Annotated in this window: 22 protein-coding genes and 1 pseudogene; 14 read left to right on the forward strand and 9 right to left on the reverse strand. The window is 55.0% G+C overall.

Annotated elements, in window-relative coordinates:
* Window positions 1–55: 55 nt before the first annotated feature.
* The 9 genes from hemA (at window position 56) to RHM68_RS08855 (ending at window position 9,782) form a co-directional block, all read left to right on the forward strand.
* The gene (gene hemA / locus RHM68_RS08815) at window positions 56–1,288 is read left to right on the forward strand and encodes a 5-aminolevulinate synthase (protein WP_322221951.1); all 1,233 of its coding nucleotides are present in this window, start codon (window positions 56–58) and stop codon (window positions 1,286–1,288) included.
* Window positions 1,285–1,791, forward strand: a complete 507-nt coding sequence (locus RHM68_RS08820; RefSeq protein WP_322221953.1) for a GNAT family N-acetyltransferase — start codon at window positions 1,285–1,287, stop codon at window positions 1,789–1,791. The genes hemA and RHM68_RS08820 overlap by 4 nt, the downstream gene beginning before the upstream one ends.
* Window positions 1,788–2,855: a Gfo/Idh/MocA family oxidoreductase gene (locus RHM68_RS08825; protein WP_322221955.1), complete on the forward strand. Its 1,068-nt coding sequence runs from the start codon at window positions 1,788–1,790 to the stop codon at window positions 2,853–2,855. The genes RHM68_RS08820 and RHM68_RS08825 overlap by 4 nt, the downstream gene beginning before the upstream one ends.
* 23 nt (window positions 2,856–2,878) lie before the next feature.
* Window positions 2,879–4,729: an asparagine synthase (glutamine-hydrolyzing) gene (gene asnB / locus RHM68_RS08830; RefSeq protein ID WP_322221957.1), complete on the forward strand. Its 1,851-nt coding sequence runs from the start codon at window positions 2,879–2,881 to the stop codon at window positions 4,727–4,729.
* 61 nt (window positions 4,730–4,790) lie between these two features.
* Window positions 4,791–5,993: an MFS transporter gene (locus RHM68_RS08835; protein ID WP_322221959.1), complete on the forward strand. Its 1,203-nt coding sequence runs from the start codon at window positions 4,791–4,793 to the stop codon at window positions 5,991–5,993.
* 159 nt (window positions 5,994–6,152) lie between these two features.
* Window positions 6,153–7,172, forward strand: coding sequence for a TauD/TfdA family dioxygenase (locus tag RHM68_RS08840; protein WP_322221961.1), 1,020 nt, complete (start codon window positions 6,153–6,155; stop codon window positions 7,170–7,172).
* 18 nt (window positions 7,173–7,190) lie between these two features.
* On the forward strand, window positions 7,191–8,375 hold the full coding sequence (locus RHM68_RS08845; protein WP_322221964.1) for an amidohydrolase family protein: 1,185 nt from the start codon (window positions 7,191–7,193) through the stop codon (window positions 8,373–8,375).
* Between the two features lie 41 nt (window positions 8,376–8,416).
* Window positions 8,417–9,373 carry a hypothetical protein gene (locus RHM68_RS08850; RefSeq protein ID WP_322221966.1) on the forward strand — a complete coding sequence of 319 codons (957 nt, stop codon included), beginning with the start codon at window positions 8,417–8,419 and terminating at the stop codon, window positions 9,371–9,373.
* 28 nt (window positions 9,374–9,401) lie between these two features.
* Window positions 9,402–9,782 (forward strand): hypothetical protein, encoded by a 381-nt coding sequence (locus RHM68_RS08855; RefSeq protein WP_322221968.1) that lies wholly within the window; start codon window positions 9,402–9,404, stop codon window positions 9,780–9,782.
* Between the two features lie 16 nt (window positions 9,783–9,798).
* Here the strand turns inward: RHM68_RS08855 and RHM68_RS08860 are convergent, their stop codons facing one another.
* Window positions 9,799–10,527, reverse strand: a complete 729-nt coding sequence (locus tag RHM68_RS08860) for a nitroreductase family protein (RefSeq protein WP_322221970.1) — start codon at window positions 10,525–10,527, stop codon at window positions 9,799–9,801.
* A gap of 84 nt (window positions 10,528–10,611) precedes the next feature.
* Window positions 10,612–11,610: an FAD-dependent monooxygenase gene (locus RHM68_RS08865; RefSeq protein ID WP_322221972.1), complete on the reverse strand. Its 999-nt coding sequence runs from the start codon at window positions 11,608–11,610 to the stop codon at window positions 10,612–10,614.
* A gap of 284 nt (window positions 11,611–11,894) precedes the next feature.
* On the opposite strand from RHM68_RS08865, the gene RHM68_RS08870 reads away from it, so the two are divergent.
* The 4 genes from RHM68_RS08870 (at window position 11,895) to RHM68_RS08885 (ending at window position 15,006) form a co-directional block, all read left to right on the forward strand.
* Window positions 11,895–12,083 carry a hypothetical protein gene (locus RHM68_RS08870; RefSeq protein ID WP_322223739.1) on the forward strand — a complete coding sequence of 63 codons (189 nt, stop codon included), beginning with the start codon at window positions 11,895–11,897 and terminating at the stop codon, window positions 12,081–12,083.
* 619 nt (window positions 12,084–12,702) lie between these two features.
* The gene (ltrA, locus tag RHM68_RS08875; protein ID WP_322217459.1) at window positions 12,703–14,124 is read left to right on the forward strand and encodes a group II intron reverse transcriptase/maturase; all 1,422 of its coding nucleotides are present in this window, start codon (window positions 12,703–12,705) and stop codon (window positions 14,122–14,124) included.
* A 208-nt stretch (window positions 14,125–14,332) separates the two neighbouring features.
* Window positions 14,333–14,695: a bacteriocin gene (locus RHM68_RS08880; RefSeq protein ID WP_322221974.1), complete on the forward strand. Its 363-nt coding sequence runs from the start codon at window positions 14,333–14,335 to the stop codon at window positions 14,693–14,695.
* Window positions 14,696–14,835: 140 nt separating this feature from the next.
* Entirely contained in the window at window positions 14,836–15,006 is a 171-nt protein-coding gene (locus tag RHM68_RS08885; protein ID WP_322221976.1) for a hypothetical protein, read from the forward strand.
* A 48-nt stretch (window positions 15,007–15,054) separates the two neighbouring features.
* On the opposite strand, the pseudogene RHM68_RS08890 reads toward RHM68_RS08885, so the two are convergent.
* Window positions 15,055–18,069, reverse strand: a pseudogene (locus tag RHM68_RS08890) (DUF6531 domain-containing protein); the annotation flags it as partial.
* 499 nt (window positions 18,070–18,568) lie between these two features.
* Between RHM68_RS08890 and RHM68_RS08895 the strand changes: the two are divergent.
* The gene (locus tag RHM68_RS08895; protein ID WP_322221978.1) at window positions 18,569–19,264 is read left to right on the forward strand and encodes an HAD-IA family hydrolase; all 696 of its coding nucleotides are present in this window, start codon (window positions 18,569–18,571) and stop codon (window positions 19,262–19,264) included.
* A gap of 149 nt (window positions 19,265–19,413) precedes the next feature.
* On the opposite strand, the gene RHM68_RS08900 is transcribed toward RHM68_RS08895, so the two are convergent.
* The 6 genes from RHM68_RS08900 to RHM68_RS08925 form a co-directional block, all read right to left on the reverse strand.
* Window positions 19,414–19,554, reverse strand: coding sequence for a DUF2256 domain-containing protein (locus tag RHM68_RS08900; RefSeq protein ID WP_322221980.1), 141 nt, complete (start codon window positions 19,552–19,554; stop codon window positions 19,414–19,416).
* On the reverse strand, window positions 19,551–21,089 hold the full coding sequence (locus RHM68_RS08905; protein WP_322221982.1) for a cryptochrome/photolyase family protein: 1,539 nt from the start codon (window positions 21,087–21,089) through the stop codon (window positions 19,551–19,553). Before RHM68_RS08905 ends, RHM68_RS08900 begins: the two co-directional genes overlap by 4 nt.
* Window positions 21,090–21,419: 330 nt before the next feature.
* Complete coding sequence (gene folE / locus RHM68_RS08910) at window positions 21,420–21,980, reverse strand: GTP cyclohydrolase I FolE (RefSeq protein ID WP_322221983.1); 561 nt, start codon at window positions 21,978–21,980, stop codon at window positions 21,420–21,422.
* Between the two features lie 178 nt (window positions 21,981–22,158).
* Complete coding sequence (locus RHM68_RS08915; protein ID WP_322221985.1) at window positions 22,159–22,608, reverse strand: DUF393 domain-containing protein; 450 nt, start codon at window positions 22,606–22,608, stop codon at window positions 22,159–22,161.
* 464 nt (window positions 22,609–23,072) lie between these two features.
* Window positions 23,073–23,801, reverse strand: coding sequence for an aspartate/glutamate racemase family protein (locus tag RHM68_RS08920; protein ID WP_322221987.1), 729 nt, complete (start codon window positions 23,799–23,801; stop codon window positions 23,073–23,075).
* 65 nt (window positions 23,802–23,866) lie between these two features.
* Window positions 23,867–25,408 carry an NCS1 family nucleobase:cation symporter-1 gene (locus tag RHM68_RS08925; RefSeq protein WP_322221989.1) on the reverse strand — a complete coding sequence of 514 codons (1,542 nt, stop codon included), beginning with the start codon at window positions 25,406–25,408 and terminating at the stop codon, window positions 23,867–23,869.
* Between the last annotated feature and the right edge of the window lie 166 nt (window positions 25,409–25,574).

Consider the following 25,574-nt stretch of genomic DNA (forward strand, 5'->3'; position numbering starts at 1 on the left):
CTAATTTTCACCCGTAAAGGATTATCGCGGGATTCGCTGCCAAGGAGTAGAAAGAATGTATCAGGCACTTTTGCAGGATAAGCTCGAGGCGCTGCACACCTCAGGGCAATATCGGCATTTCACAACTCTAAATAGAATTTGTGGCCGTTATCCCATGGCTCATCTCGCTGATAACGATGACAGCGAAGTAGTAGTTTGGTGCAGTAATGACTATCTCGGCATGTCCCAGCACCAGGACGTCAGAACGGCCATGCACGATGCAGTGGATAGCTACGGCGCGGGTGCCGGCGGGTCCCGTAACATCGGTGGCACACACAATCTCTTTAGCCACCTTGAGACGAGTATTGCTGACTGGCATGGAAAAGAAGCTGCACTTGTATTCCCAACTGGTTTTGGCTCGAATGACGCCACCCTTCAATGCCTGCTTCGGCAACTCCCAGACTGCGTAGTCTTCAGTGACGAACGTAATCACGCCTCTATCGTAAACGGAATCAGGGCAGTCCCAACTGAGCGGGAAGTGTTTCGTCACAACGACGTGACTCATCTGGAGCAGTTGTTGTGTAAGTACCCGATTGATCGCCCAAAAATTGTAGTGTTCGAGTCCATATATTCAATGGACGGGGACCGTTCACCTATCGCGGAAATTGCTCAGATCGCGAAAAAATACAATGCACTGACTTATCTTGATGAAGTCCATGCCGTCGGTATGTATGGCCCGCGTGGAGCAGGGCTGGCTGCAGAACTGGGCGTCGAGGACCAGTTGGATATCATTCAAGGCACTATGGCCAAGGCGATTGGCATCATCGGCGGCTACGTAGCATCCAGCAGAATTGTTATCGATGCGATTCGATCACTGTGTACGGGCTTCATTTTTACCACTGCTTTGCCGCCCGCTGTGGTCGCAGGCTGTCTCGCGAGTATTGAGCACCTCAAAGCGAGTAATAGTGAGAGAGCCTCGCTGCATACCAAAACGGGGTATCTTCGCTCTCGGCTCGAGATGTGCGGTATCCCGGTGATGCCGTGCTCAACCACTCATGTACTGCCTGTACTTATTGGTAATGGCCCGCTGTGTAAGGCTGCTGCCGAACGTCTGCTTTACTCGCACTCTGTGTACTTGCAGCCCATTAACTCGCCCTCTGTTCCAGTGGGAACTGAGCGGTTCCGAGTGAACGTAACGCCTAATCATTCGAACGCGCAGATCGAGTATCTGGCAGATGCGTTGCGGGAGACGTTCCTCTATTTCAATATTCCTCTCGCCCCATGCTCCGAGATCAGAGGTGTTGCATGAGTCGTTGCGACGAAATAGTCCTACGGCCAGCGACAAGTGAGCATTTCGACGCAGTCATCGAGCTAAGAGCACTTTTACTGGAAGGCTCTGAGGCGAATTATGCCTGCGTGTCCGTCGAAGAAAGGAAGCTCTGGCGAGATGCCTACAGTGCATGGCTACGCGACGTACTAAGCCGTTCGCAGACAACTCAGTTATTGGTAGCGGTCTGCGATGGCAGGGTAGTGGGGTGTGTGACCGGATTTGTGGATCGTCGGGCGCCTGGACCTGACTGCCTCAATGGGTTGTGTGGATGGGTCCAGTCTCTGGTTGTCTCGCCGGCGTTTCGGTCTCGCGGCCTGTCACGGGTGTTGATGCAATCACTCATGGAGTGGTTTGAGGGCAGGCAAGTCGGCAAAGTTGTGCTTCAGTCGACCCCCGCCGCAGAACCCCTTTATGAACGAATAGGCTACAGCCGTAGCTCGGAATACATATGGACTTGGCCGGCGCGGGAGCAGCGCGCATGAACATCCTTATTATCGGGTTGGGCTACGCGGGGAAACGCTTCCAGCGCGCATTTGAACAGTTGAGCCAGAACTACAATATCCAACTCTCCTATTGCTCCAGGCGATCGAAGAACAGTGCTCTGCCCTACTATGCCAATCTCAAAGATGCACTGAGTGAACTGAAGCCCTCAATCGTCGTGGTGAGTGCCAATGATATCAACCATGCGGAAGTCCTCATCGACCTGGCCGGTTATACCGGATTCGTGATCTGTGAAAAGCCGATGCTGACCTCCGCTGACGACCTATTGGTCATCAGCGAAGGGTTGCGCGATGTGAGTGGCTTTGCTTTGGATCTGGTTGAACGATATTCAGACGCTACCGCACGCCTGAAGTTTTTAGCTGAAGCCAATGACTGGCAACTTTTAAGATCGAGTTTCCACTGGGGTAAAGACCGCCTCAACGATTACCGTCCTACTTGCGGAGTTGTGAGTGAGGTTATCCACGCACTGGATTTAGTGAGCTGGATCTGTCCGTCGCCGGCCCCACTGAAATTACAGCATGCGATTGGTGTTAAATCTGACTTCTCTATTTCTGGCACCGAAGTGTTGGACACCGTGATGTTCACTGCCGACCTTGGGGGCGCCGCGGTGGCGGGCTACGCCAGCTTCGTAAACATCCATCGACAACGCACCGTTGACTTTACATTTGCCGACCCGGTGGGCCGGATCATTCATTCTCGCCTGGAGTTTGATGAGCCCAACTGGGACAGCGACCATCTTCGAATCTGGACACGCAATGAGCGTGGGGCAATCGTGGATGTGGAGTGCCGCAGCTATCAAGGTGCTTCAGATTCCTCGACTTCGACGATCCTCAAACTAAGTCGGCTATGCCTTGACGTGCTGCGTTTTGTTGTCGATGACGTGCCCCCCCTGCAAACGTTTGCAGACTTGGAAACAACGATTCAACTGCAGGGACTACTCAATGAAATCGACACTCAGTCATTGACAGGTACTTCTGTCCAGTATGTGCAGTCAGGCATGCGAACCCTCATACCGGAAGACGCTGATTTAGAAAGTCTCGGCTAAGAAATTTAACAAGGAGTTTAATTATGTGCGGTATTGCTGGATGGCTTTCTTTTGGCCAAGACCTGACTCATCAACGTCTCACGCTGGAACGCATGACCATGACCATGGCCAACCGCGGACCGGATGCCGGTGGCGTGTGGATTGATGGCCCAGTGGGACTGGGCCATCGTCGCTTATCGATCATTGATCTGGAAGGTGGCCGCCAACCCATGCTCGCGCGAAATGCGGGCACCGTGGCGGCGAGTATTACCTACAGTGGCGAGGTTTATAACTTTCGCGAGTTGCGTAACGAACTGTTGAGCCGAGGTCATCAGTTCGAAACCAAGAGCGATACAGAAGTTGTGCTGCGTGCCTACATTGAATGGGGGGTTGCCTTTACCGAACACCTCAACGGTATGTACGCGTTTGCAATTTGGGATAGGCACACCCAAACGCTGCATCTAATCCGTGATCGGATGGGCGTGAAACCTCTTTACTACTTCGAAACTGATGACGGCGTCATTTTCGGATCTGAGCCAAAGGCGCTTCTCGCCAATCCGTTAGTACCTCGTAACGTGGGTGCAGATGGTCTCCGCGAAATTTTTGAGATGGTCAAGACGCCAGGTCAGGCAATCTTTGAAGGCATGCGAGAGGTCCTGCCTGGCGAGTTTGTCTCGATCAATCGTAATGGCCTCACGCGTCATTGCTATTGGAAACTGGAGGCAAAAGAACATACCGATAGCCAGGAACAGACCATCAAGTACACGCGGGATTTGCTCGAGGATATTGTCGATCGGCAAATCGTCGCGGACGTACCGTTATGCAGTCTGCTCTCCGGTGGCCTGGATTCATCAATCATCACGGCACTGGCATCCAAAAAGCTTCTGGCCGCGGGCAAAGAAAATATCCGTTCGTTCTCACTTGATTTCATGGATCACGGAGGCGGCTTCACCAGCGATGCGGTGCGAGGAACCCCAGACGCGCCATTCGTAAAAGACCTTGTGCAGAAGATTCGTTCAACTCACGGTGAAATTCTGCTCGACAGTCGCGAGATGGCAGATCCAGAGCTTCGCTCTAAAGTCATTCGAGCGCTGGACTTGCCGCCTGCCTTCTGGGGTGACATGTGGCCTTCACTCTATCGCCTCTTCGAAGAGGTACGCCGGCACTCGACAGTCGCACTTTCCGGCGAATCCGCCGACGAAGTTTTCGGTGGCTACCGCTGGTTTCATGACCCGGATGCGATCCAAGCGGATACATTCCCTTGGCTTACTTCGGTGACCGGTAAGTATTTCGACGGTAAACCGCTGTTCGCGAAAGGACTGATGGAGAAGCTGTCCATGGACCAGTTCGTGGGTGATTCTTATCAGCAGGCACTTCGTGAGGTGCCTGAGTTACCAGGTGAAAGTGCGGTGAATCGACGTATGCGTCAGATGACATACGTGAACCTGACGCGCTTTGTGCAGACCTTACTCGACCGTAAAGATCGTATGAGCATGGCTGTAGGCCTTGAGGTTCGGGTTCCATTCTGCGATCACCGGCTGGTCGAATATGCATTCAACATCCCTTGGGAAATCAAGGCTTTTGACGGCAGAGAGAAAAGTGTTTTGCGCGCGGCGACCCGGGATCTGCTTCCGGCCTCCATCTCGGACCGTGTGAAGAGCCCGTATCCGTCCACCCAGGATCCTGCTTATGAGGCCGTTCTGAGAGCGGATCTCGCCGCAATAATGGCTGATCCGAATGCGCCAGTTCGTGCGCTGCTTGATGCCAGGCAAGTCAGTGACACCCTTACCCGTCAACTCGGCAATAACTCCCCTATGTATGACCGCATGGGCATGGAGTTAGCGGTCGGACTGAACGCGTGGCTCACTGAATACGACGTAAATCTGGTGATCTGATGAAGTTTGGGGGGCGTCAGTGTTAATGCCCTCTGCGTTTAGCACAAGGAGTAGCTAACTAATGTCAAAAACAATACCGGGGGCGGTTTACCTGATCGCTATTGGCGCCTTTGCCTTAGGGATGGCGTCCTACGTGACCGCGGGCTTGATCCCTATGATCGAGGTTGCCTTCGACGTGCAGGTAGCCGTAGCTGCACAACTGGTCACCGCATTTACGCTGGCCTATGGGATTGGCTCGCCTGTCTTCGTCGCGCTGCTACCCGCACAACGACAGCGGTTTGGTCTGTTGGTCGCGCTAGCCCTGTTCGTTTTCGCCAACGCGGCAAGCGCTTTGGTAGATGACTTTGCCGCGTTACTGGTTTGTCGCGCGCTGGCAGGTATCGGCGCAGGCGTCTACCTCGCAACGGGCATCGCTGCATCTGCAGCAGTATCGGCGCCCGAGTTGAGAGGCAAGGCCATTGCAATCATCATGGGCGGCATGGCCAGCGGTACGGTGCTTGGGGTGCCTGTCAGTCTGCTACTCGCCGAGCAATTTGGCTGGCAGATGGCTCTGTGGCTGGTGGCCTTTCTGGGGCTGGTTTCCTGGTTAGGTCTGATCCTCAAGCTCCCCGCGATTCCCGCAGGTCCGGCGATGCCCATGAGTCGAAAACTTGCCCTGCTGGCGGACAGGAACGTAATGACCATTCTGGTGGTTTCGCTTCTGGCGGCCGTGGCCAGTCTTGGCATGTACACCTTTATGGTTCCGCTAATGGCAGACCCGGCCTATGGCGGAGTAGGCAACATAGCGCCTTATCTTTGGGTCTGGGGTCTGGGTGGCGTGGCGGGCAGTTTCTTGGTAGGGCCTCTGGTGGATCGAATCAAGGGGCCGACGCTCACATTTCTGATCTTGATAATCCTCAGCGTTTCGTTGTTTGCATTACCGGTAGCGGCTTCAGTAACGCCTTGGCTTGCAATGCTCCCTATCGCCTTGTGGGGTGCCGTGGGCTGGGCGCTGCAAGTGCCTCAGAACAATGAGTTGATTGCTGCACGTGATCATAAAGGTGATGGCAATCTTGCGGTGGCTCTGAATGAGTCGGCGCTCTATCTGGGCAGCGCTTTGGGTGCAGCAGCAGGGGGCTTCATTTTGCTCCTGCAAATGCCAGGCTGGACATTGGCCGTCAGCGCAGGAACGGTATCCGTTATCGCAGCTGTCGTGCAAATCCTCCATATGCGCAACAGGAAAATGCACGCTGTTAACGCCGTGACAAGCGTTTCTGCTCAGTAAAAAGAGACGGCAACTTCGTAGTGAATTCGGGTGCCGCGTAATCGGCACCTTGATGCCGTGGCCGCAGGAAAACTATTTAAGTTAGAACTTGGCACGGCATCACCTGGCTTATAACCCAGCCATAACTATTTATACAAATTCTATTGTGACGGTGAGTACATGGACGAGTCCTGTAGAGATGCCCATATTTTTCGGCTGACTGAAGCGGAAAAAGAGGGGATTCGCGATGCACTTGTGGATATTTGCTACGAGCCAACAGGGGGCTGTAATTACATCCAGAAGATCCGTACTACTGCGTATCGGGTATTTCCGGAGCGTTTGATTGAAAAGCTCGATTCACTGAAAAATGATGACGCGTCTTACTGTGTGTTCGAGAATCTTCCAGTGGACGATGCGTTCGGTAGTCCACAACGAGACGCTGACAGTTTGGGTTTCAAAAACGGGTATCTCTCTGAAAATGTATTGGTGGCGTTAGGTTGTTTGATTGCAGAACCTTATTCCATCGGGCATGAGGGACCGAAACTGGTCAATGACTTGGTACCGCACCCTGAGGCGGCAACCGAATACACCGGTAACGGGTCGGAAGTTGAATTGGATTTACACACTGAAAACGCTTTTCAGACGTATGATTCCCGTGGCGATACATCGCCATTAGCCCTTCTGCTACTTGGGGTTCGCAGCGACCCACACACCTCAGGTCCAAAGACCTGGGTTGCCGATGCCAGGGAAGCGCTCAAAGCACTTAGCGACGTAGATATTCAACTGTTATACGGCAAGCATTTTATAATTCGACAACCTTATCGCTGGAGAAACAGCGGCGTTCAATCCAGTGAAACCCTTTTATATCCCATCTTGACCGGGCCGATAACTCATCCGAGGGTTACCGCCGCGTTTTATCCGGACATGGTTGTAGCCGTAGATGAAGCAGCAAAAAACGCCTATTTGAAATTCTACGATGCCCTGAAAAAAGTAGCGCTCGCAGTGGACATACAGCCTGGAAAATTAGTGTACGTAAACAATCGATTTACGCTGCATTCCCGTGACAAGTTCACACCGAGTTTCGATCCTAAAGGTCACGCCTATCGATGGGTCCAGCGCGTGTTTCTCACTAATAATTTGTGGAACTTTCGATCGTTCAAAAAGAGCGGTACTCGAATATTTGAACCCACTGCCCACTGACTTCAAGAGTTAAAGTAAATGTCGGCTACGAAAAGCTATACCTCAGTTATCCATAATATAGGCACGTTCCTGACTGGCGATCTCGAAACTCCACTCATTGATGCAGACACACTGGTCAGCGTTGACGGGATGATTACCTATGTCGGTCGAGCTGAAAATGTAGATTTTTCAAATGTAGATCTGCTGATTGACGCGAAGCAGAGCACTGTCATGCCAGGCTTGATCGACAATCACACGCACCCAACCCTAGGGGAATACAGCCCACGCTCCGGCAACCACAATTGGATCTGGCACTCATTGCAGGGCGGTGTCACGAGCATGATTTCTGCCGGGGAAGTGCATGTACCAGGGCTACCCACTGATAGAGTCGGTACCATCGCAATGGCAATTGCCGCCCAACGCTCTTTTTCCGGCGCACGTCCTTCCGGGGTGAAAATGGAAGCAGGCGCGCCGCTGCTAAATGATGAGTTTTCGGATCAGGACTTTGCCGACATGGTTGCCCAAGGCATTAACCAGTTGGGGGAGGTCGGCATAGGCCCCGTTAAGTCAGTAAGCCGCGCAGCTGAGTTGGTCAAGATGGCTCGCAAGCATGGCATGACTTCTATTACCCACACCGGTGGTCCTTCGATCTCCACCTCTCAGAGAATGGGGGCAGAAGAGATCCTTGAAATTGCGCCCGATATTATCGGGCATATCAATGGTGGCTATACCGCATTGGCCCCAAGCCAGATTCGGTGTTTGTGTGAAGGCTGTCTGGGTGCCTTGGAAATCGTACATAACGGGAACGAGTTCGCGGCAGTGACCACTTTGAATTACGCACGAGAAATGAACCAACTTGATCGGATCGTGATTGGAACAGATTCTCCTGCTGGCTGCGGCGTCCCCGCACTTGGCATGCTCAGAGCAATTGCCTTGCTCAGTAGTTTCGGTGATGTGCCTCCGGAAAAGGCCGTCTGCTTCGCAACAGGCAACACTGCAAAGGTGCGGAAGTTGAACCGCGGGATTCTGAGCGTCGGAAGAGAAGCCGATATTCTGATCGCCTGCGGCCCTCTCGGTGGAGCAGAGCCCAGCGTACTGGGCAGCTTCAGTAGCGGTGATCTTCCGAGCATCACCTCGGTTCTGATTGATGGGCGCTTGGTAGTGAGACAATCCAAGAACTCCCCACCGCCATCCGTCACACCTGAAATAACACTCCGCGCCTAATAAAAGCGTCCTGAGAGGGACGCCGTCTTGAGAACGCCTACATGCATAGAATCCTGCCTGAAATCACGCGCAGAGGACCTACCGTACTCGCATCCGGTTGCGCGATTGGATTGGCTGTCCCTTATCTTGCTGACTTGGCGAGACCGTTGCTGCCCGTCATGGTGTTCATATTTGTTCTGGGCACTCTCTTACGCATCAATAACGCTGAAGTAATCAAAGCGGCAAGAAACTTTAAGATATCGCTGATCTTTCCAGCCTTGATGGTGGTTGTTTGCCCTTATTTTTTCGGAATGGTTTCGCTCTACCTCAGCGGTAATCAGGAGCTGTCCCTTGCTATAGCCATTGCCGTTGCCGCACCGCCGGCCAGTGGAAATGCAGCGGTAGCGAGAATGCTGGGGCTTGATCCTTCCATGTCGTTGGTGACCGCGCTCTGCTCAATGGCAATTATCCCTGTCACCGCTCCGCTGATACTCCACGTATTTGCAGACGGTCTTGCACTCTCCATGGACCCTATTGATCTGGCCATCAGGCTGCTCATATTAATAGGCGGCGCCGAAGGGGCTGCAATATTGATACGTCGCTTTTCACAAACGTTTGTTGCCACACACGGTATGGCTGTCGACGGTATTGTCGTTATTGCTCTTTTCCTCTTTGCAATAGGGACGATGGCGGGACTGCAAAAAATTATCCTGGATGAGCCCTCGCTGGCCATTTCAATGATAGCCATTGCCTACGGTATAAATATTTGTCTGCAACTGCTCATGGGCTTTTTATACCCTGGGTCACTGATATTGAAGTTCACGATGGCACTCAACGGCGGCAATAGAAATGTTGGACTATTATGGTCAGCTCTTGGCGTCAGCCTATCCCCAACCATGGCGTTGTATTTCGCGTGCTGCCAGCTGCCTATCCATACCATGCCGAAAATATTGCAATTTGTTTTACCTAAAATTGAGATTTTTTTGAACAGGCTAGTTTTAAGCAAGAGTCGAAACTGAGTGGCCACCGTCTGGAGCTTCATAAAAAATGATACTGACAGAAGAAAATATTAGGCAGATCGCCGAAGGCTCTTCATTGGAGTCAAAGGCCTGCTCGTGTATTCAAGGCTTATCGCAGGGCTGGGAGACGTTGCCCAAAGCACTGGAGTTAAGCACTCTCTTGCGCTTCATAGGCCAAATCAATGTTGATAATGAGGAAGACCTCACCCTTGATGAGTACCACCCGAACGGTACCCACTTCTGGTCCGAAGACGCTCCTGTCTACTTTGAATTTTTCCCCTACAACATTTCAAGCATTTGGGGCTGCACGCAGTGCTCGCGAGCGTTCCTGAGATTTACGGAAGCAGGCGCCTATCACTCCGAACAACGTATCCGTATTTTGCGTTCGCCTCTCATCAGCATTTCATAGACCTTCGGCCCTATGCCTAGTGTGAAATGATCAGGTCCTTTATTGGGCGACGCCAGCACTCCTCAATCCTTGCGCCATCCGAACGATATCCAAATGCGATAACTATTGGGAACACAGAGGCTCGAGGCAGGTTTAGAATCGCAGCGATTTTTTGCGCAGAAAAGCCCTCCATTGGGCATGAGCCAATCCCTTTCGCCGACGCTCCAAGCATCAAGGTTTGCGCCGCAAAAATCGCATTGCGTGCCGCCCAATGCCGACTGCCAGTGCTCCCAACCGGGAGCAGGGACAGCGTGGGGCGAATCAATGCCGCAATATAAAGAAGCGGTGACCAGAAGGCTGACGATCCGACCCCGAGAATCTTCTGAAACTTGCCGATTTGGCTGCGGCGGTAGACTTTCGATTTCGGCTTAAGTGTGCAAGAGGCTTCAACATGCTCAGGTTGCGCTATTGCGGTTTGCTTTCCGAGTGCGGGACTTGCCACAACGACAACAAGGTCTGTCGCCGATGCCGCCGCCTTCTGCCCATTACATGCCTGTGCAATGCGTGCTTTTAAGGTGGGGTCTTTAATCCAGTGCAGTTCATAGGGCTGCAAATTTCCACTTGAAGGGGCGAACGCTGCTTCACCAAGTAATGCAAAGAACTCCTCCTCCGGAATCGAGGTCGAGTCAAACTCACGAATGGCTCTGCAAAAGCGATTCGCGGATTGGAAGCCAGCCCAGGATTGTGCTTGATCGTGTGCTTTCATAAGTCGAATCTTCCGGTCCAGTGAGAAAAACATCAGGCGCGTCTGCAACGCGAGCGGCAATCATTGAGAACAGGTGGAATCGCATTAGCGACAACAGCTATTGGCTGCACTTAGCCCTGCTTGTACGAGGTAACCCTCTAACGTCCCGACCTCGTCATTCGTGACGATGGCACCGATGTAGCCAACAGGGCGCACTAACACCCAATCGCCGATGGCGGGTTCGTAAGCGTCATAAAAGTGTCCTTGATCATCAAAGAGGTCGCCGCGTGGGCCGAAGGTATGGATATGCAGTCCTGGACGAGGTTGCACTAACCCATGCTCCAGCCCGTAGCCCAGCAATGTCCAATGTGTTCCTTTGTATAAGTTGAACAGCCGCGTCGAGAGGCCGGCTGCACCCCGGATCGGCGGATCGGGGGCGCGGGCGCCCGCTGACAAACGGCCACTTCGGTCTGGTTTTTCAAGCGCGAGCGTGGCTTCGCGGTAGCCGATATCGAGTTGATGCACCTCGCGGCCACGACGCCTATCGCCTTGTTTCATGGACTCAAAAAGTTGCGCCGCCAGACCGAGCATCGACGCAGCGACCGGCCGTCTTTCCTCTTCATAGCTATTAAGTAGCGTTTCGGGCGCCCCCTTGATGACCGCCGACAGCTTCCAACCGAGGTTATAGGCATCCTGAATGCTGGTATTGAGGCCTTGGCCACCGGTCGGAGGATGAATATGAGCAGCATCCCCAACGAGAAAAATTTGGCCGACGCGATAGTGATCGGCCAGTCGAGCGCTCATGGTGTAGGCCGATGACCACAACACGGAGTGGATACAAATATCGTCACGGCCGGCGCGTTCCGTCATCAGGGCAGTCAGCCCTTCAGCGCAAAGATCAATGTCGCCGTCGAGCGGGATCGGGCCCTGTATCTGAAACAGCTCGGTCCCGGCAAATGGGCACAGTGATATCTGTCTTGTCATGTCGCTATCACCGAAGCGATGCCAGTAGTCACGTGACAGACCTGTTATCAAAGCATCGGTCACTAAAGCGCGAACCCCGAGGGTCTTACCCGGAAAGTCGACATTGAGCGTATGGCGCACAAAGCTACGGCCGCCATCGGCGCCCACTAGCCAACGAGCTCACAACCAAACTCAGGCCAGTGCCCCAGTTCAAGCAATCGTTCTCGCATCACACTTTCGGTAAGAAATTGCGGCACCATAAGCGGCAGGTGGTGACCTGGACAGTGACAAACCATTCGTCGGGCAGGTGGTTTGTGGGCGCTTGGTCCAGTAATGACCAACTAGTCTGGAAACTACAGGTGGTCGATATTTTCGAGGCAGAACGGGAGTTGCCGGTATCGACCTATTTGAAAAGGGGCGAACAAATGACTGATCCGTATATCGAAGACGATGGGGCTGAATTTCCTATCAATAATTGCGTGCAGTGCGGCCAGACAGAATATGTGGCGAGTTTTGGTGAAGATCAGGTAAAGACCGACAAGATTAAATTGGCTGCGCTCAGAGGACCGAAAGCGAAATTTTTACCTAAGGTGGCAGCGTCCTCCAGGAAGTAGCCGACTAGAAAGCAGCCCCGCCGTTGAGCGGGGTTTTTCATTTTGGGTAGGTTGATCCCCGCGATATTTCCTAAAGGCATGCAGCTATTTTTGCGTGTTTTCTTTCACAAACTTTTCACACGGCGCTACGTAGTCTCAGCTCATCCGTTAGAAAGCAATACTCCAGCCCGTTTCCCCAGCGGGCTTTTTTTTGGTGCGCCAGGCATGGCGCGTTGCGCGCAAGCGCAACCAGTTTGGCTGTGGTGGCCACGCTGGTGACTTGGAGGTGCAAGTCCTCTACACACCCGGCAAGGGGAAGTGTTAGCCGAAGGCAAGGGTGTCGCGGGTGACTGCGAATCTGAAGGAAGCCTTAGGCAAAATGCTGGCCTGACGAACAGGAAGCGGATGAGGCGGCGTAGCGGGGTAAGGTGGCCATGATTACCAAAGCCCGATACTTGCACGGAACGCTACGACGTAGATCCGACAGGCATAAGCAGGAAGGTCGCGCGAATTACCCTGGGAGATCTGCACGTTTGCCATTGTGCTACCGAGCGTCGTGAGGCGACGGGATGAGCGTGCAGAAGTCAGCCGAGGCCGTAGTAAGTGACGAATAACCCCGTCACCAAGGGCTGAACAGGTTATGCCGCCAGTAGGCGTCAGAGTCTCGTCGAATGTCGAAAAGCAGAAATTTCTCCGAGGGAGAACTGTGACCCCAAGTTCCGGACAGAATCCGCGGGCGACGGCTGGCAGTGCGCAGGCATCGGCGGCGTCTGTGGCGTGGACGAACGCGGAGCCGGACACGCTGATGGAGCGGGTGCTTGCACCGGCAAATCTCAAGCGTGCGTATCAACGCGTGGTCAGCAACAAGGGTGCGCCGGGTGCCGATGGCATGACGGTCGACCAATTGGCTGACTATGTGAATCAGTATTGGCCGACCCTCAAGGTGCGGCTGCTGGCCGGCGAGTATCACCCGCAAGGTGTGCGCGCCGTCGAAATCCCAAAACCCAAAGGCGGAACCCGTCAGTTGGGTATCCCCAATGTGATGGATCGCCTGATCCAGCAGGCTCTGCTGCAACAGCTCACGCCAATCTTCGACCCTCTGTTCTCGGACTACAGCTACGGCTTTCGTCCAAACAGAAGCGCTCACCACGCCATCGAAACAGCCCGTGCCCATGTGGCGGCGGGCCACCGCTGGTGTGTGGAGCTTGATCTTGAGAAGTTCTTTGATCGGGTCAACCACGATGTATTGATGGCTTATGTAGAGCGTCAAATCGAAGACAAGCGTGTGCTCAGGCTCATTCGCCGTTACCTCGAGGCCGGCGTGATGTCAGGCGGTATCGCCAGTCGACGGCAGGAAGGGACGCCGCAAGGCGGCCCGCTCTCGCCGTTGCTGTCGAACATCCTGCTCAACGAACTCGATCGCGAGCTGGAACGGCGGGGTCATTGCTTCGTGCGCTACGCCGATGATGCGAACATTTATGTGCGCAGTCGTCGTGCTGGGGCGCGAGTGATGGCCAGTGTTGAGCGTTTCCTGAACCTGCGTCTGAAACTGACGCTGAATCGGGAAAAGAGCCGTGTGGTACGGCCTTGGGCCTGTGACTATCTGGGTTATGGGATGAGCTGGCATCAACAGCCGAGGCTAAGAGTGGCGACGATGAGTCTGGGTCGTTTACGCGACCGACTCAGAGACCTGCTGCGCGGAGCGCGGGGCCACAAGATGGCGAACGTCATCGAGCGGATAAACCCCGTACTACGCGGTTGGGCTGGCTACTTCAAGCTGAGTCAGAGCAAGCGGCCCCTTGAGGAACTGGACGGCTGGGTGCGGCATAAACTTCGCTGCATCATCTGGCGTCAATGGAAGCAGCCCTCTACGAGGGCGCGCAACTTGATGCGCTTAGGACTCAGCGAAGCGCGTGCCTGCAAATCAGCGTTCAACGGTCGAGGTCCATGGTGGAGCTCGGGAGCGCCACATATGAATCAGGCGCTGCCGAAGAAACTGTGGGATGGACTCGGGCTGGTCTCGATACTGGATACGATAAACCGGCTTAGCCGTATAACCTGAACCGCCGTATACGGAACCGTATGTACGGTGGTGTGAGAGGACGGCGGCTGTGAAGCCGCCTCCTACTCGAATCCTGTTATAAAACCTTTTCCATAATCGCTGTCCAATTGTCGCCAATAGCGCGAAGAGCCCATTTTTCTGGACTTCGCCTGCTCTAATGCATTCAATTTGTACCATTTGCTGTCCCCCCCTTTTTGAGGTTCTCGTTATGCGTTTAACACTGCCAGCTTTGGTTTTTGGGCTTTTGATTGCTCAAGGTGCAATGGCCGCGGGCGACGGTACTGCTGCGCTCGGTGGTGGTCTGGGTGGCGCTTTGGGCAATGTGGTCGGTCAGAAAATGGGCGGCAGCACCGGAGCAGCGATTGGTGCTGGCGTAGCGGGTGCAGCAGGCAGTGCCGTTGCGGCACGTAAAGGCAGCCGGACCAAAGCAGCCATTGGCGGCGGTGTCGGCGCGGCGGGCGGCTCTGTTATCGGTAACAGCCTTGGGGGCAGGAACGGTGCCACCCTCGGCGCGGGCCTGGGCGGAGCAGCTGGCGGCGCAGTCGGCAGCAATCTGGGTAAGGGCAACTGAATCACTGACTCTGATCCATCTGCGTAAAAAAACCTGGCTTAGCGCCGGGTTTTTCGTTTTTGGGAATAGGACGTCCGGAACGTTTGCTCATGGTCCGCCTCGAACGTCATACACACATCCTGAATGTTGCGAGGCATGCCATGACACCCGAAACCGAAGGCAATGAAGAAAAGGGCCCGAGTGGTCTGCCGTTTATCAACGATCCCGGCAACGAAGACCCCGGTTCGCTGATGGATGATGCAACGGTCCCGCTCAACGATGCCGACGATGCACGTGATCCGGATGAAGCTGAGTCTGAAGATGAAGAGTGAACACCGTCAGATCAATCGTTTTTTGGTTTGACGATCGTGTTACTCCGCTGGATTCAGACTATATCCATACCCGTTCAGCCCACCCGCCAAGCTCATTGGGACTTGTGTCAGATACCTTCCGATATCCGGGTTGTAGTAACGATGTTCGTTGCAGTGCAAACCGGTCTCGTTATCGAAGTACTGCCCCTGAAACCGCAGCGGCTGCTCAAAAAACTGGTGGGTATCGCGATTGAGGCGAGTTAGTCGGCCATAAACTGTGTATTGAGCCGCCCAAACAATTACCCCGCTTGAGTCGGTCAGCTCTTGTGGCATACCGAGGTGGTCAAGTTGGTAGTAGAACGTGCTTGCCGGGTGTGGGCCTTTGCTGTCGAGCATGGCCAAAGGGCGCAAGGTGTCTGGTTCGTAGATGTAGCTGCGGCAATGGTCGTTACTGCTTTCGATAACGAGATGATTACCTTGCCAGAAAAACCGGGTGGTTTTGTTATCGACGGTTTTGCTGATGCGACGGCCGAGGGCGTCGTATCGGTAGTGCGCCGTTCGGCCGTTTGGCAGGGTGACATTGATCAGCCGATGCTGGCAGTCATAGTGGTACTGGGTGACGAGTTTGTGAGCCGTGTCGCGGCGTTCGCGTATCAGGTTGCCGTAGGCGTCGTAGTCATAGTGACGGCCGCCTTGCATCAGCAGGCGATTCCCTTTAACGGTTGCCGAACCGTGACGATTTAACATCAACAGGTTACCTGCCGGGTCGTGGGCGAAGTTTTCCGGTAGATGATCTCGGGAGTCGCGAGCGCAGATCAGTCGGTTGAGCACGTCATGTTGATAGCTGCGCTGGCCGTGGCGGGTGTCCGTAATGTTATCGAGATTGCCGATTTGGCTGTAGGAATAATCTCGTCGAAACAGGGTGTCCATTGCTTGGCCTACGACGTGAGTTTTTAAGCGGCACTGATCGTCGTAGGTGTATTCGCTCAGTAGTACACCTTGCTGCCGTGTTTGTTCGCGGCCGCTGATGAACGTATGCGAGGTCAGTCTTGCACCGTTTAGATCGATAGCTGTTAGCGCACCGCCGGTGGCGTGGTGGTAGTCGAGCTTGCTGTTGTCCGGTAGGCGCAAGTGCTTCAGTTGGCCGCAAGCGTCGTATTCATACCGCAAGGTGTCCTCACCCTGATGTTCTGCGATCAACCGATCCTGTTGGTCGTATTCGAACGCCAGCGGATGATCCAGGTTGTTATCAATGCCAGCCAGACGACCGAGGTTGTCGTAGTGATAGATGACCTTGGTGTTGTCCGACAGTGTCTCGACCTGCAATTGCCCGGACGTGTCCCGCAGATAAGCGGTGATCCGTTGCGAGCCGTCGTTCCCGAATTCGGTTTTTTCCAGCACGTGGCCGTTGAGGTCGTAGGTGTACACAATGCGATGGCCGTCGAACCGGGTTTCCTGTCGGATTAATCCGTTCGGTGTGTAGTCCAACTGATATTGATCACCGGACTCGTTTTCTATTTCCGTCAGCAGCAGCTTTGCGTTGTTGTGTCGATAACGCACTTGTGTGCCATCAGGATTGATTTTCCGGCAGATCACGTGTAAGTCGTCGGCGTATTCGTAGCGGGTGACACGTCCCAGTTCATCCTGTTCGGCAGTAATCTTGCCGTAGGCGTTGTAGCTGAAGGTCCGTGTGGCGTCCGTCGGACGTATTGCCTGGGTCAGTCGACCAACAGCGTCCCATTGGTAACGGGTCACGGAGCCGTATTCGTCCTGACGGGTTATGCGTCGGCCCAAAACATCGTAGGTAAAATTTCGTCGACTGCGGTCCGGTAAGGTCTGTTCGATCAGTTGGCCCAATTCGCTCCAGACGAAGGAGCAGTCGCTTGTGTCCGGATAGCGAATAGATACCAACTGACCCTTTGCGTCGTATTGATAGTGGGTGACATGCCCGTCAGGATCGGTCGCTTCAGTCACGTCACCTTGAGCGTTACGGCGAGTCTTCCAATGTGCTTGTTGGCGATGGCAATCATGAAGGAAACCGTTGCGATACTCGTAGGAGGTCGACTCGCCTTTGGGTGGGATCACCTCAGTCAGTCGTCCGAACTCGTCATATCGATAGCGGGTTATTGCCCCGAGCGGATTTTGCTCGGCGATCAACAGACCCTCGTCGTTGTAATCCTTCAGATATTTACCACCATCCGGCGCGACCCTTCGTATCAGTCGTCCCTGATCATTGTGGACGTACACTTCTTCGCTACCGTCGACGTTTTGGACCGTAACGCCACCCGCGTCATCCCAGACGTACCGTCTGTCCATCTGCGAAAACGATGCCCAATGTCGCACGCACCGTGAGGCTTTACCGCGGTATTGCCACTCCCAGAAGTGACTCGCCCCACCCGCCAATTGCCGCTGGAGAATAACGTGCTGGTCGTCGTAGTCGTACCGTTCGCTTTCGCCGGCAGCATTGGTGGCTTCGACCAAACGGTGGCGCGCGTCATAGCTGTAGGAAACGAGTGTCTGAACTGTACGCCATGGCGCGGCCAACGCCCCGGTAGACCTAAGCGTCTGATATTCAATGGCAACGATGTGGCGCCGCTCGTAGCGCAACAGTAGTGACCGACCAGCGCCGTTGTCGAGTCGTTGAATACGACCCTGTGCGTCGCGCGCGATGTGCAAGCGGTTATCGTAGGCATCACAGATCCGCGCCAGTTGCCCATTCTGAAAGTAATAAATCCGGGTTGCGTCGCCTGTCACCACAAGGATCAATTCCTGTGGTTCATCCCCCAAATAAAGCGTTGCGCGCGCGTGACCGTCAGGAGTTGCCGGACGTTTGACGCTCGGTAGCGCAAACGTCGTACAACGGTTTTCGTGGTCCGTCCAGACCACCTGTTCACTGTCCTGCTCCAGTCGATGAGCAAGGGAGTGACTCCAGCCCCAGCCTAATCCGCAATCGATTTTCACTGCGCTGCTGCGATAGAGCCGGGTAAAGGCAAGCGGTAGCAAACCATCGAGCACGCCGTCCGTCAGTTTGAGCTGTTCTTCGCCGGAGACCATCGATAAAGAGCAGCCGTGTAGGCAGGTCAATGACTCGCCATAGGGGCTACTACCAGCGAGCGGGTGCGGGTGCGCGGGTGTCCGGTCATAACGACTGAAATCAGTTTGTGTGCTGAGCCCGCCCCATCGTAAGCGGGCCTCGAAATCTTCAAGAGGACGTCTCGGCGCACTGATGAGCGCTTCGGCGTCGCGTGAGGCTGGATTCATGGCGGCGATCACCCGCAGGGCGATGCTGTTGTTCAAGGCTTGGAGCCTATTGGGATCGAACATTCCCACTCCCTCGCGCGGATCAAATAGAACGCGAGACTTTGCGGGGAATCAAGCGAGAAAAAAATCGGGAAAGGCGGTGTTTGTTGTAGGGGGAATCGCTAAATCACGGCAAATACCTGAAAGTAGGTTTTTGCGGTCATCTGGTATTGCCCGTTGCCCTGGGTTAACCGCGCTCGCTATGCTGCTGAACCCTTTAATCAATCCGGGAGCTGGCTGCACCTGAGCCGCCTGGCCTGTCATTAAAAACGGATCCGATGTGATGAATGCACCGCGTAATGAGTTCGGCCCAATCAAGGCCGTGATTTTCGATATGGACGGCTTGCTGCTGGACACGGAGGGCATTTACACCGAGGTCACCTCGATCATCGCCGAGCGCTATGGCCGGATTTTCGACTGGAGTGTCAAACAGAACATCATCGGCCGTGGCGCGGGTGACCTGGCGCGTTACGTGGTCGAGGCGCTTGACCTGCCGATCACTGCCGAAGAGTTTCTGGTGATCCGCGAGCCCTTGATGCGCGAACGTTTCCCTTCGGCGCTGGCAATGCCCGGTGCGCAGGAACTGGTTCGGCACTTGAAGGCCAACAACATTCCAATAGCGGTAGGCACCAGCTCGTCGCGTCAGTCGTTCGTCCAGAAGACCACTTTGCACCGCGACTGGTTTGCGCTGTTCGATTTTATCGTCACCGCTGATGATCCAGAAGTCGGTGCAGCCAAACCGGCGCCGGATATTTTTCTCACGGCAGCGCGGCGCTTGGGAGTAGCCCCCGAGGATTGCCTGGTATTCGAGGATTCGCCGTTTGGTGTCACGGCAGCGAAAGCGGCGGGGATGACCGCGATTGCGATCCCGGATGCGGCCATGGCTGATGAAAAGTATGCTCACGCCGATGGCATTCTTCGTTCGTTGAAAGCGTTCAAACCGAGTGCCTGTGGCTTGCCAGCGCTCGAGTGGACTTGATGTTTCGCTAAGTCTCGACCCAAAAACGCCGGTCATCTGATCAGGAGGGGCCGGCGTTTTTTTTATGAACGATTGAGCGTAACAGGCGCCTCAGCCACCCTGAGGGCTTACTGCGCAAGCCCAATCATCGGTGCCTTGCCTTGCCATGCTCAGCGCTCAAGAACTTTGCGTCGTCGGCAACGCTCCGAGCAGTAACGCACCTCACCCCAACAACGCGCCCATTTCTTGCGCCAGGCGAATGGTAGTTCGCAGACGGCACAAACTTTGACCGGCAGTTCACTCTTTTTCAAAGTGATTCTCCAGCATCCAGTTTGGCCAAGAGTGCCTGGCCTCGCTGCCAGAGTGCTTGCTGCTTGGCATCAGGCATGCGTTCAAGATTTTTGTAGACCATGCTCATGCGTTGGTTACCGCGCAGCAAGTCACTGTGGCGCATCAGGAAATGCCAGTAGAGCGAATTGAAGGGGCATGCATTGTCCGTGGTGCTTTCACTGACCTTGTATGCACAGTTGCGACAGTAGTCAGACATACGCTTTATGTACTGACCACTGGCGCAGTAAGGTTTTGATCCCAGAAAACCACCATCGGCGTGCATGACCATGCCCAGTGTGTTGGGAAGCTCGACCCAGTCGAAGGCGTCCATGTAGATCGCCAGGTACCAGTTGCATACCTGGCTCGGGGCGATACCGGCGAGCAGGGCAAAGTTACCAGTGACCATCAGTCTTTGGATGTGATGGGCATAGGCATGCTTCAGGCTTTGGCCGATGGCTTGGCGCATGCAGTTCATTTGCGTTTCGCTTGTCCAGTAGAACGCTGGAAGCGGCCTGCTGTTACCGAATAAGTTGCCATCAGCATAGTCAGGCATCTTCAGCCAATACACGCCCCGTACATATTCACGCCAGCCGATCAGTTGGCGGATAAAGCCTTCGGCAGCGTTCAGGGCAATCCTGCCCGACCAATACGCCGCTTCGACATCGCTGCACAGCTGACGCATATCCAGCAGGCCGATATTGAGCGCAGCGCTGATACGAGCATGAAACAGGTAGGGCTCGTCACAAGCCATGGCGTCCTGATAGTCGCCGAAAGCAGCCAGCCCATAATCCAGGAAGTAGTCCCAAAGCGCCTTGGCATCGGCGTGGGTCACTGGGTAGTCGAAGGTGTCCATAGAACCGTAGTGGCTGGCGAAGTGTTTCTCTACCAGCGCTAACACTTCTTGCGTAATCGAGTCTGCGCCAAAGCGTGCCGGGTAGGGCGCAATCACCCCTTTTGGCAACGCTTTGCGGTTTTCTGCATCAAAGTTCCAGGCGCCTCCTACCGGACTTCCGTCGCCATTGATCAAGAGCCCACTCTTGCGCCGCATCTCACGGTAGAAGAACTCCATGCGCAGCTGCTTTTTGCCTTTAGCCCAGGAAGAGAATTCGGCACGAGTGCAGAGAAAGCGGGTGTCGGCATGCCACTCGATCGCAGAGTCACAGTCCTTAAGCGATTGCTCAAGACGCCAGTCACCGCACTCTGTCAGGTGCAGCTCGTCCGGTTGCAGCAGCGACTGCCAGCGCTGTAATTCACTTGGCACCGATCCGGTGTTTTGCGGGTCGTCGAGGGTGACGTACTGCACAGAGACGCCACGTTGCTGCAATGCCTTGGCAAAATGGCGCATGGCACTGAAGATCAGCGTAATTTTTTGCGGATGATGGGGCACATGGCTGGCTTCCTCCATCACCTCGACCAGCAGCACCCTATCCTGCGCGGTGTCCAGCTCCTTCAATGACGCCAGGTCAAAGGACAACTGGTCACCCAAGACCAGGCACAGTCGGCGAATCTTATTCATTAGACAGAGTCCGGTGAAATGGGTACACGTAGCGATCCGCTTAATAGGGCTAAAGGTGCTACTGCTTAGCGCGTTGTCGGCGGGGTCAACATGTTTTGGTTCAGTAATAGAGCAGGGGACTGGTAATGCTCGTTCTTTCAGTGTTGTTTGGTTTTGCTCTCGTTATGACGGTGTTCTTGTTCTTCAAGTGGCGAGGGGCGAGTGTTTGTCGTCAGCGCCGCGCCACTGCGCGCAATGCCTGCATGGGTGGAGAGGACGACAGTCAGTAATCTCGGCTTCAGCCACACCCTGTTGTTGCAGGCATGGCGTTACGGCATGTTGCGTGTGGCGTTAAGTGCGTCGTCCAATCAGTTGCAAAAACTCGTGACGCGTAGCGGACGATTCGCGAAAGGCTCCCAGCATTACTGACGACGTCATCACCGAGTTTTGCTTTTCCACTCCCCTCATCATCATGCACATGTGCTTGGCTTCAATGACCACGGCCACGCCGGCGGCATCGGTGATGTGCTGAATGGCGTCTGCGATTTGCTTTGTAAGGTTTTCCTGTATCTGTAAGCGGCGGGCGAACATATCGACCACTCGGGCAACCTTGGACAGGCCCAGTACCCTTCCGGTGGGGATGTACGCCACATGAGCCTTGCCAATGAACGGCAGCATGTGATGCTCGCACAATGAATACAGCTCAATATCGCGAACGACGACCATTTCATCGTTTTGCGATTCGAACAGCGCGCCGTTGATCACCTCCTCCAGATTCATCGTGTAGCCATTGCATAGGTACTGCATTGCTTTGGCTGCTCGCTTGGGAGTGTCTCGCAGTCCTTCGCGCTCGGGGTTTTCGCCTACACCGACGAGAATTTCACGGTAATGCTCGACTAATGATGAGTTCATTTTGGTTCCTCGCAGCCATGCTGCACTTCATGTGACGCCGACCTTTATCTTAGGGGCGTGCTTGTCACGTAAGGTTTGAAGCAAATAACGCAGGCTCCTGTAGAGCAGCATCTGTGACCCAGACTCTTTGCTGGGCGAACAACCGCGTGAGACTTTTCAGGTCTACTTTGTTTTCAAATCAGGTTGATCGCCTAGCGCCTAGCGCCGGCGCCGGCGCCGGCACTGCACAGCGGTTGCCGCGGCAGCGACGGCTGCCATCAGGATGAGGTAGCCATGCCAAATGCGGGCGTAAACGGCAGAACACGCTATAACCCACTGCAAATAGCGGCCGCATTGCACGCCACGTCAGCGGGGTGGCCCAAATACCCAGACCGGCTGCTCGCCAGCTCCATAGGGTGGCGTCCAGGCCCGTCACCCAGCGGCCATCGGCGAAGCTGGCATGAAGTGACGACTGCATCTGCTCGTGCGTGAACCCCAGCGCCTTGGCGTCAAACTCATCGATGCTGATGTCAACAAACAGCAGTCGCGCCTGCGTAGCGCGTCGGCGCAGGATTTTGATTTCTCGAGCACAGAGCGGGCATTCACCGTCAAAGTAAAGCGTCAGGGGCCACGGCTCTATATTGTACATGTGCGCATACCTTGTATAGGTTTTGTATAAGATATGCTGAAAAAAACCGACTGACAATGGCCGCTATTCTTTTACCGTGATATCGGTCGTCATGCCCTATCCCTTGGGTGGTTCGCCAGTGCCACGAGGGGGGGCCGGCCATTTCAATTAGGGCGTTGGGGCAGGGTTATCGAACAGGGTCTCGATTGCGCGCACTTTTCCTTCGCCGATGGCATCGCATCAGGCGCCTTAAGCGCGTGCGCCGGACGAGTTAAACCGTCTACGAACCTGGTGGATGTGTCGGTGAAGGCGAGTGCGCTCCAACGCTCATTTCGACAGCGCGTGGGGGCGCCGAATTGGCAACGCTGAAAGATCGATGAAGAACGCCTTGCCCGAGGATTTACAGGGTGCAAGGCGTTTGCTGTGTCGGGCCGGGTCTGGAGCGTCGTCCCGTGGCTTGTTGAATGGGCGGGCGCGCGCTGAACTCAGCGCCCAAACCGCCCCGGCCAGCCAATGATGGTTTTGGGCCGCGGGGTCGCGTAAGTACGCACTTTGGAGGTCGATAATCCCAACCTTACCAGCGATTCAGCAAGGGTTACCGCCGCCGTGACACCATCCACCACCGGTACGCCCGTGCGTTGACGGATCTGCTCATCCAGCCCAGCCATGCCGCCGCAACCCAGGCAAATCACCTCGGCCTTGTCCTCAAGCACCGCTAATTCCGCCTGCCGAACGATTGCCTCCAGGGCACGTTGTGGATCGGACTCCAGTTCCAAAACGGCAAGACCGCTGGCACGCACCGACGCGCAACGGTCCCAAAGCCCTGACAACTTCAACCGATCTTCGATCAGCGGCACGGTGCGGTCTAGGGTGGTGACGACTGAGTAGGCGTGGCCAAGGAACATTGCGGTACTGGCCGCAGCGTCGGTGATGTCGACTACTGGCACGTTGAGCAGCTCTTGCAAGCCTTCGCGGCCATGTTCGCCGTAGCCGGCCTGAATGACGGCATCAAAAGGCTGGTCGTAGGACATGACCCGGTCCATGACGGCGATGGCCGCCAGGTAACTTTCAAAATTGCCTTCCACCGACTCTGCCCCGAAAAACGGCGTCAGGCCGATGATTTCTGTGCCGGGCGCGGCCACGGACTGAGCCTGGCGGGCGATGGCTTGGGTGATGGATTCGGTGGTGTTGACGTTGACCACGAGAATTCGCATGGGAAGTCCTTATAACGGGGTGGTTCTGCGACCTGCAGGTGCCGGGGCGCGTGGGATTAGTGGGATTAGTGGCTGACGTTATCGACCGCGATGGCTTCACCGCTGACATCGGCGTAGTAGGGTTGCCGTTTGGCGATGACCAGGTAAAGCATCCCTGCAATCGCGGCGCCAACCAGCCAAGAGAACGGTGAAACGCTGTGAAAACCTGGTGCCAGCGCCAGGACAATGGCGATTAATGCGGCGGGAATGAACGCTGCAACCGCACGTAAATTGATCCCGCTGCTGTAGTAGTAAGCCCCGGTTGGGTCTTCGCTGTACAACTGCGGCACGTTGACCCGACCTTTCCGGATAAGCCAATAGTCGACCATGATGACCCCGTACAACGGGCCGAGCAGGGCGCCGAGTCCGGACAGGAAGTACACAATCACCAGCGGGCTGTTGTAGAGATTCCACGGCAAGATCAGCACTGCGATGGTGGCGCTGATCAACCCGGCGCGGCGGAACGTCAGGTATTTGGGCGCCAGATTGCTGAGTACGAAGGCCGGCGCGACGAAGTTGGCCATGATATTCACCGCCACGGTGACGATGAGGAACGCCAGGCAAGCGAGCACCAGAAAGAAGGTGTTGGGAATTGAGGCAATGATCTCGGTCGGGCTTTCGATGATCCTTCCGTTGATCTGGAATTGCGCACCACACAGCAGGACGGTGATGCTGGCGAACACCAGAATATTCACCGGAAGGCCCCAGAAATTGCCGACTTTGATGGTTTTACGGCAGGGTGAGGACCGGGCAAAATCGCAAAAATTGAGGATCAACGTGCCGTAAATCGCCAGCCAGAGCGCACCTCCAGCAAAGATGTTGCGCCACATCTCGGCACCGGTCAGCGGTTCGCGGATCGACCAGGCGATGGTCGCGTTGGCCTGAAAGTACATCCATCCGGCCAGCGAGGCGACGGTCAGCAGAATCACCGGTCCGGCAAACGCTTCGTAGCGCCGCACCATCTCCATGCCGTAGGCCAGAATCGCTAACTGTATGAACCAGATCGTCACGAAACACGCCCAGCCCAGGCTCGACAGCCCGAGTATCAAGTCGTGATCGTAATCGGCGAAGCCGGGATGGACCGCAGTCAGCAGTACGCGAAAAACCACCGAGGCCAGGTACGTCTGAATGCCAAACCAGGCGATGGCGATAACGGCGCGGATCAGTGCAGGAATTTGCGCGCCGTGAATGCCGAAACTGATCCGGCTGATGACCGGAAACGGCACACCGGTCTTCTGGCCCATGTAGCCGGACAGGTTCATGAAACAATACACCAGCGCAGCGCCGATCCCGAGAGACAAGAGAATCTGCCAGCCGCCCAGCCCTAGTGCGTACAGGCCGATGGCGAATGAGTAGTTGGCGATGTTGTGTACATCGTTGGTCCACAAGGCAAAGATGCTGTAACGACCCCAGCGCCGACCTTCGGCTTTGGTGGGTGCAAGGTCCTTGTTGTGCAAACGCGGGCTGAGTACCACCGGGGCTTGATAGGTTTGATCATGAGCGTTGGCAACAGGGAGGGAGGAGGGCAGATCCAGCGCGAGGGTGTTATGGGAGAGGCTAGTACGCATTCCGGCAGGCTCCTGATGTTCAAGCGCCGCGATGACTGTGCTTGAGCGTGGGCTCGACAAATCTTCGTCGCGGGTGGCAAACATCATTAATTACGGGGCATCTGCAGCCTGTACGGGATAGGGCGCTTCAGGCTTGCGGATCTAAAGTGTGTGTATGTTTTGTATT

This window comes from Pseudomonas sp. DC1.2, from assembly GCF_034351645.1.
Taxonomy (GTDB): domain Bacteria; phylum Pseudomonadota; class Gammaproteobacteria; order Pseudomonadales; family Pseudomonadaceae; genus Aquipseudomonas.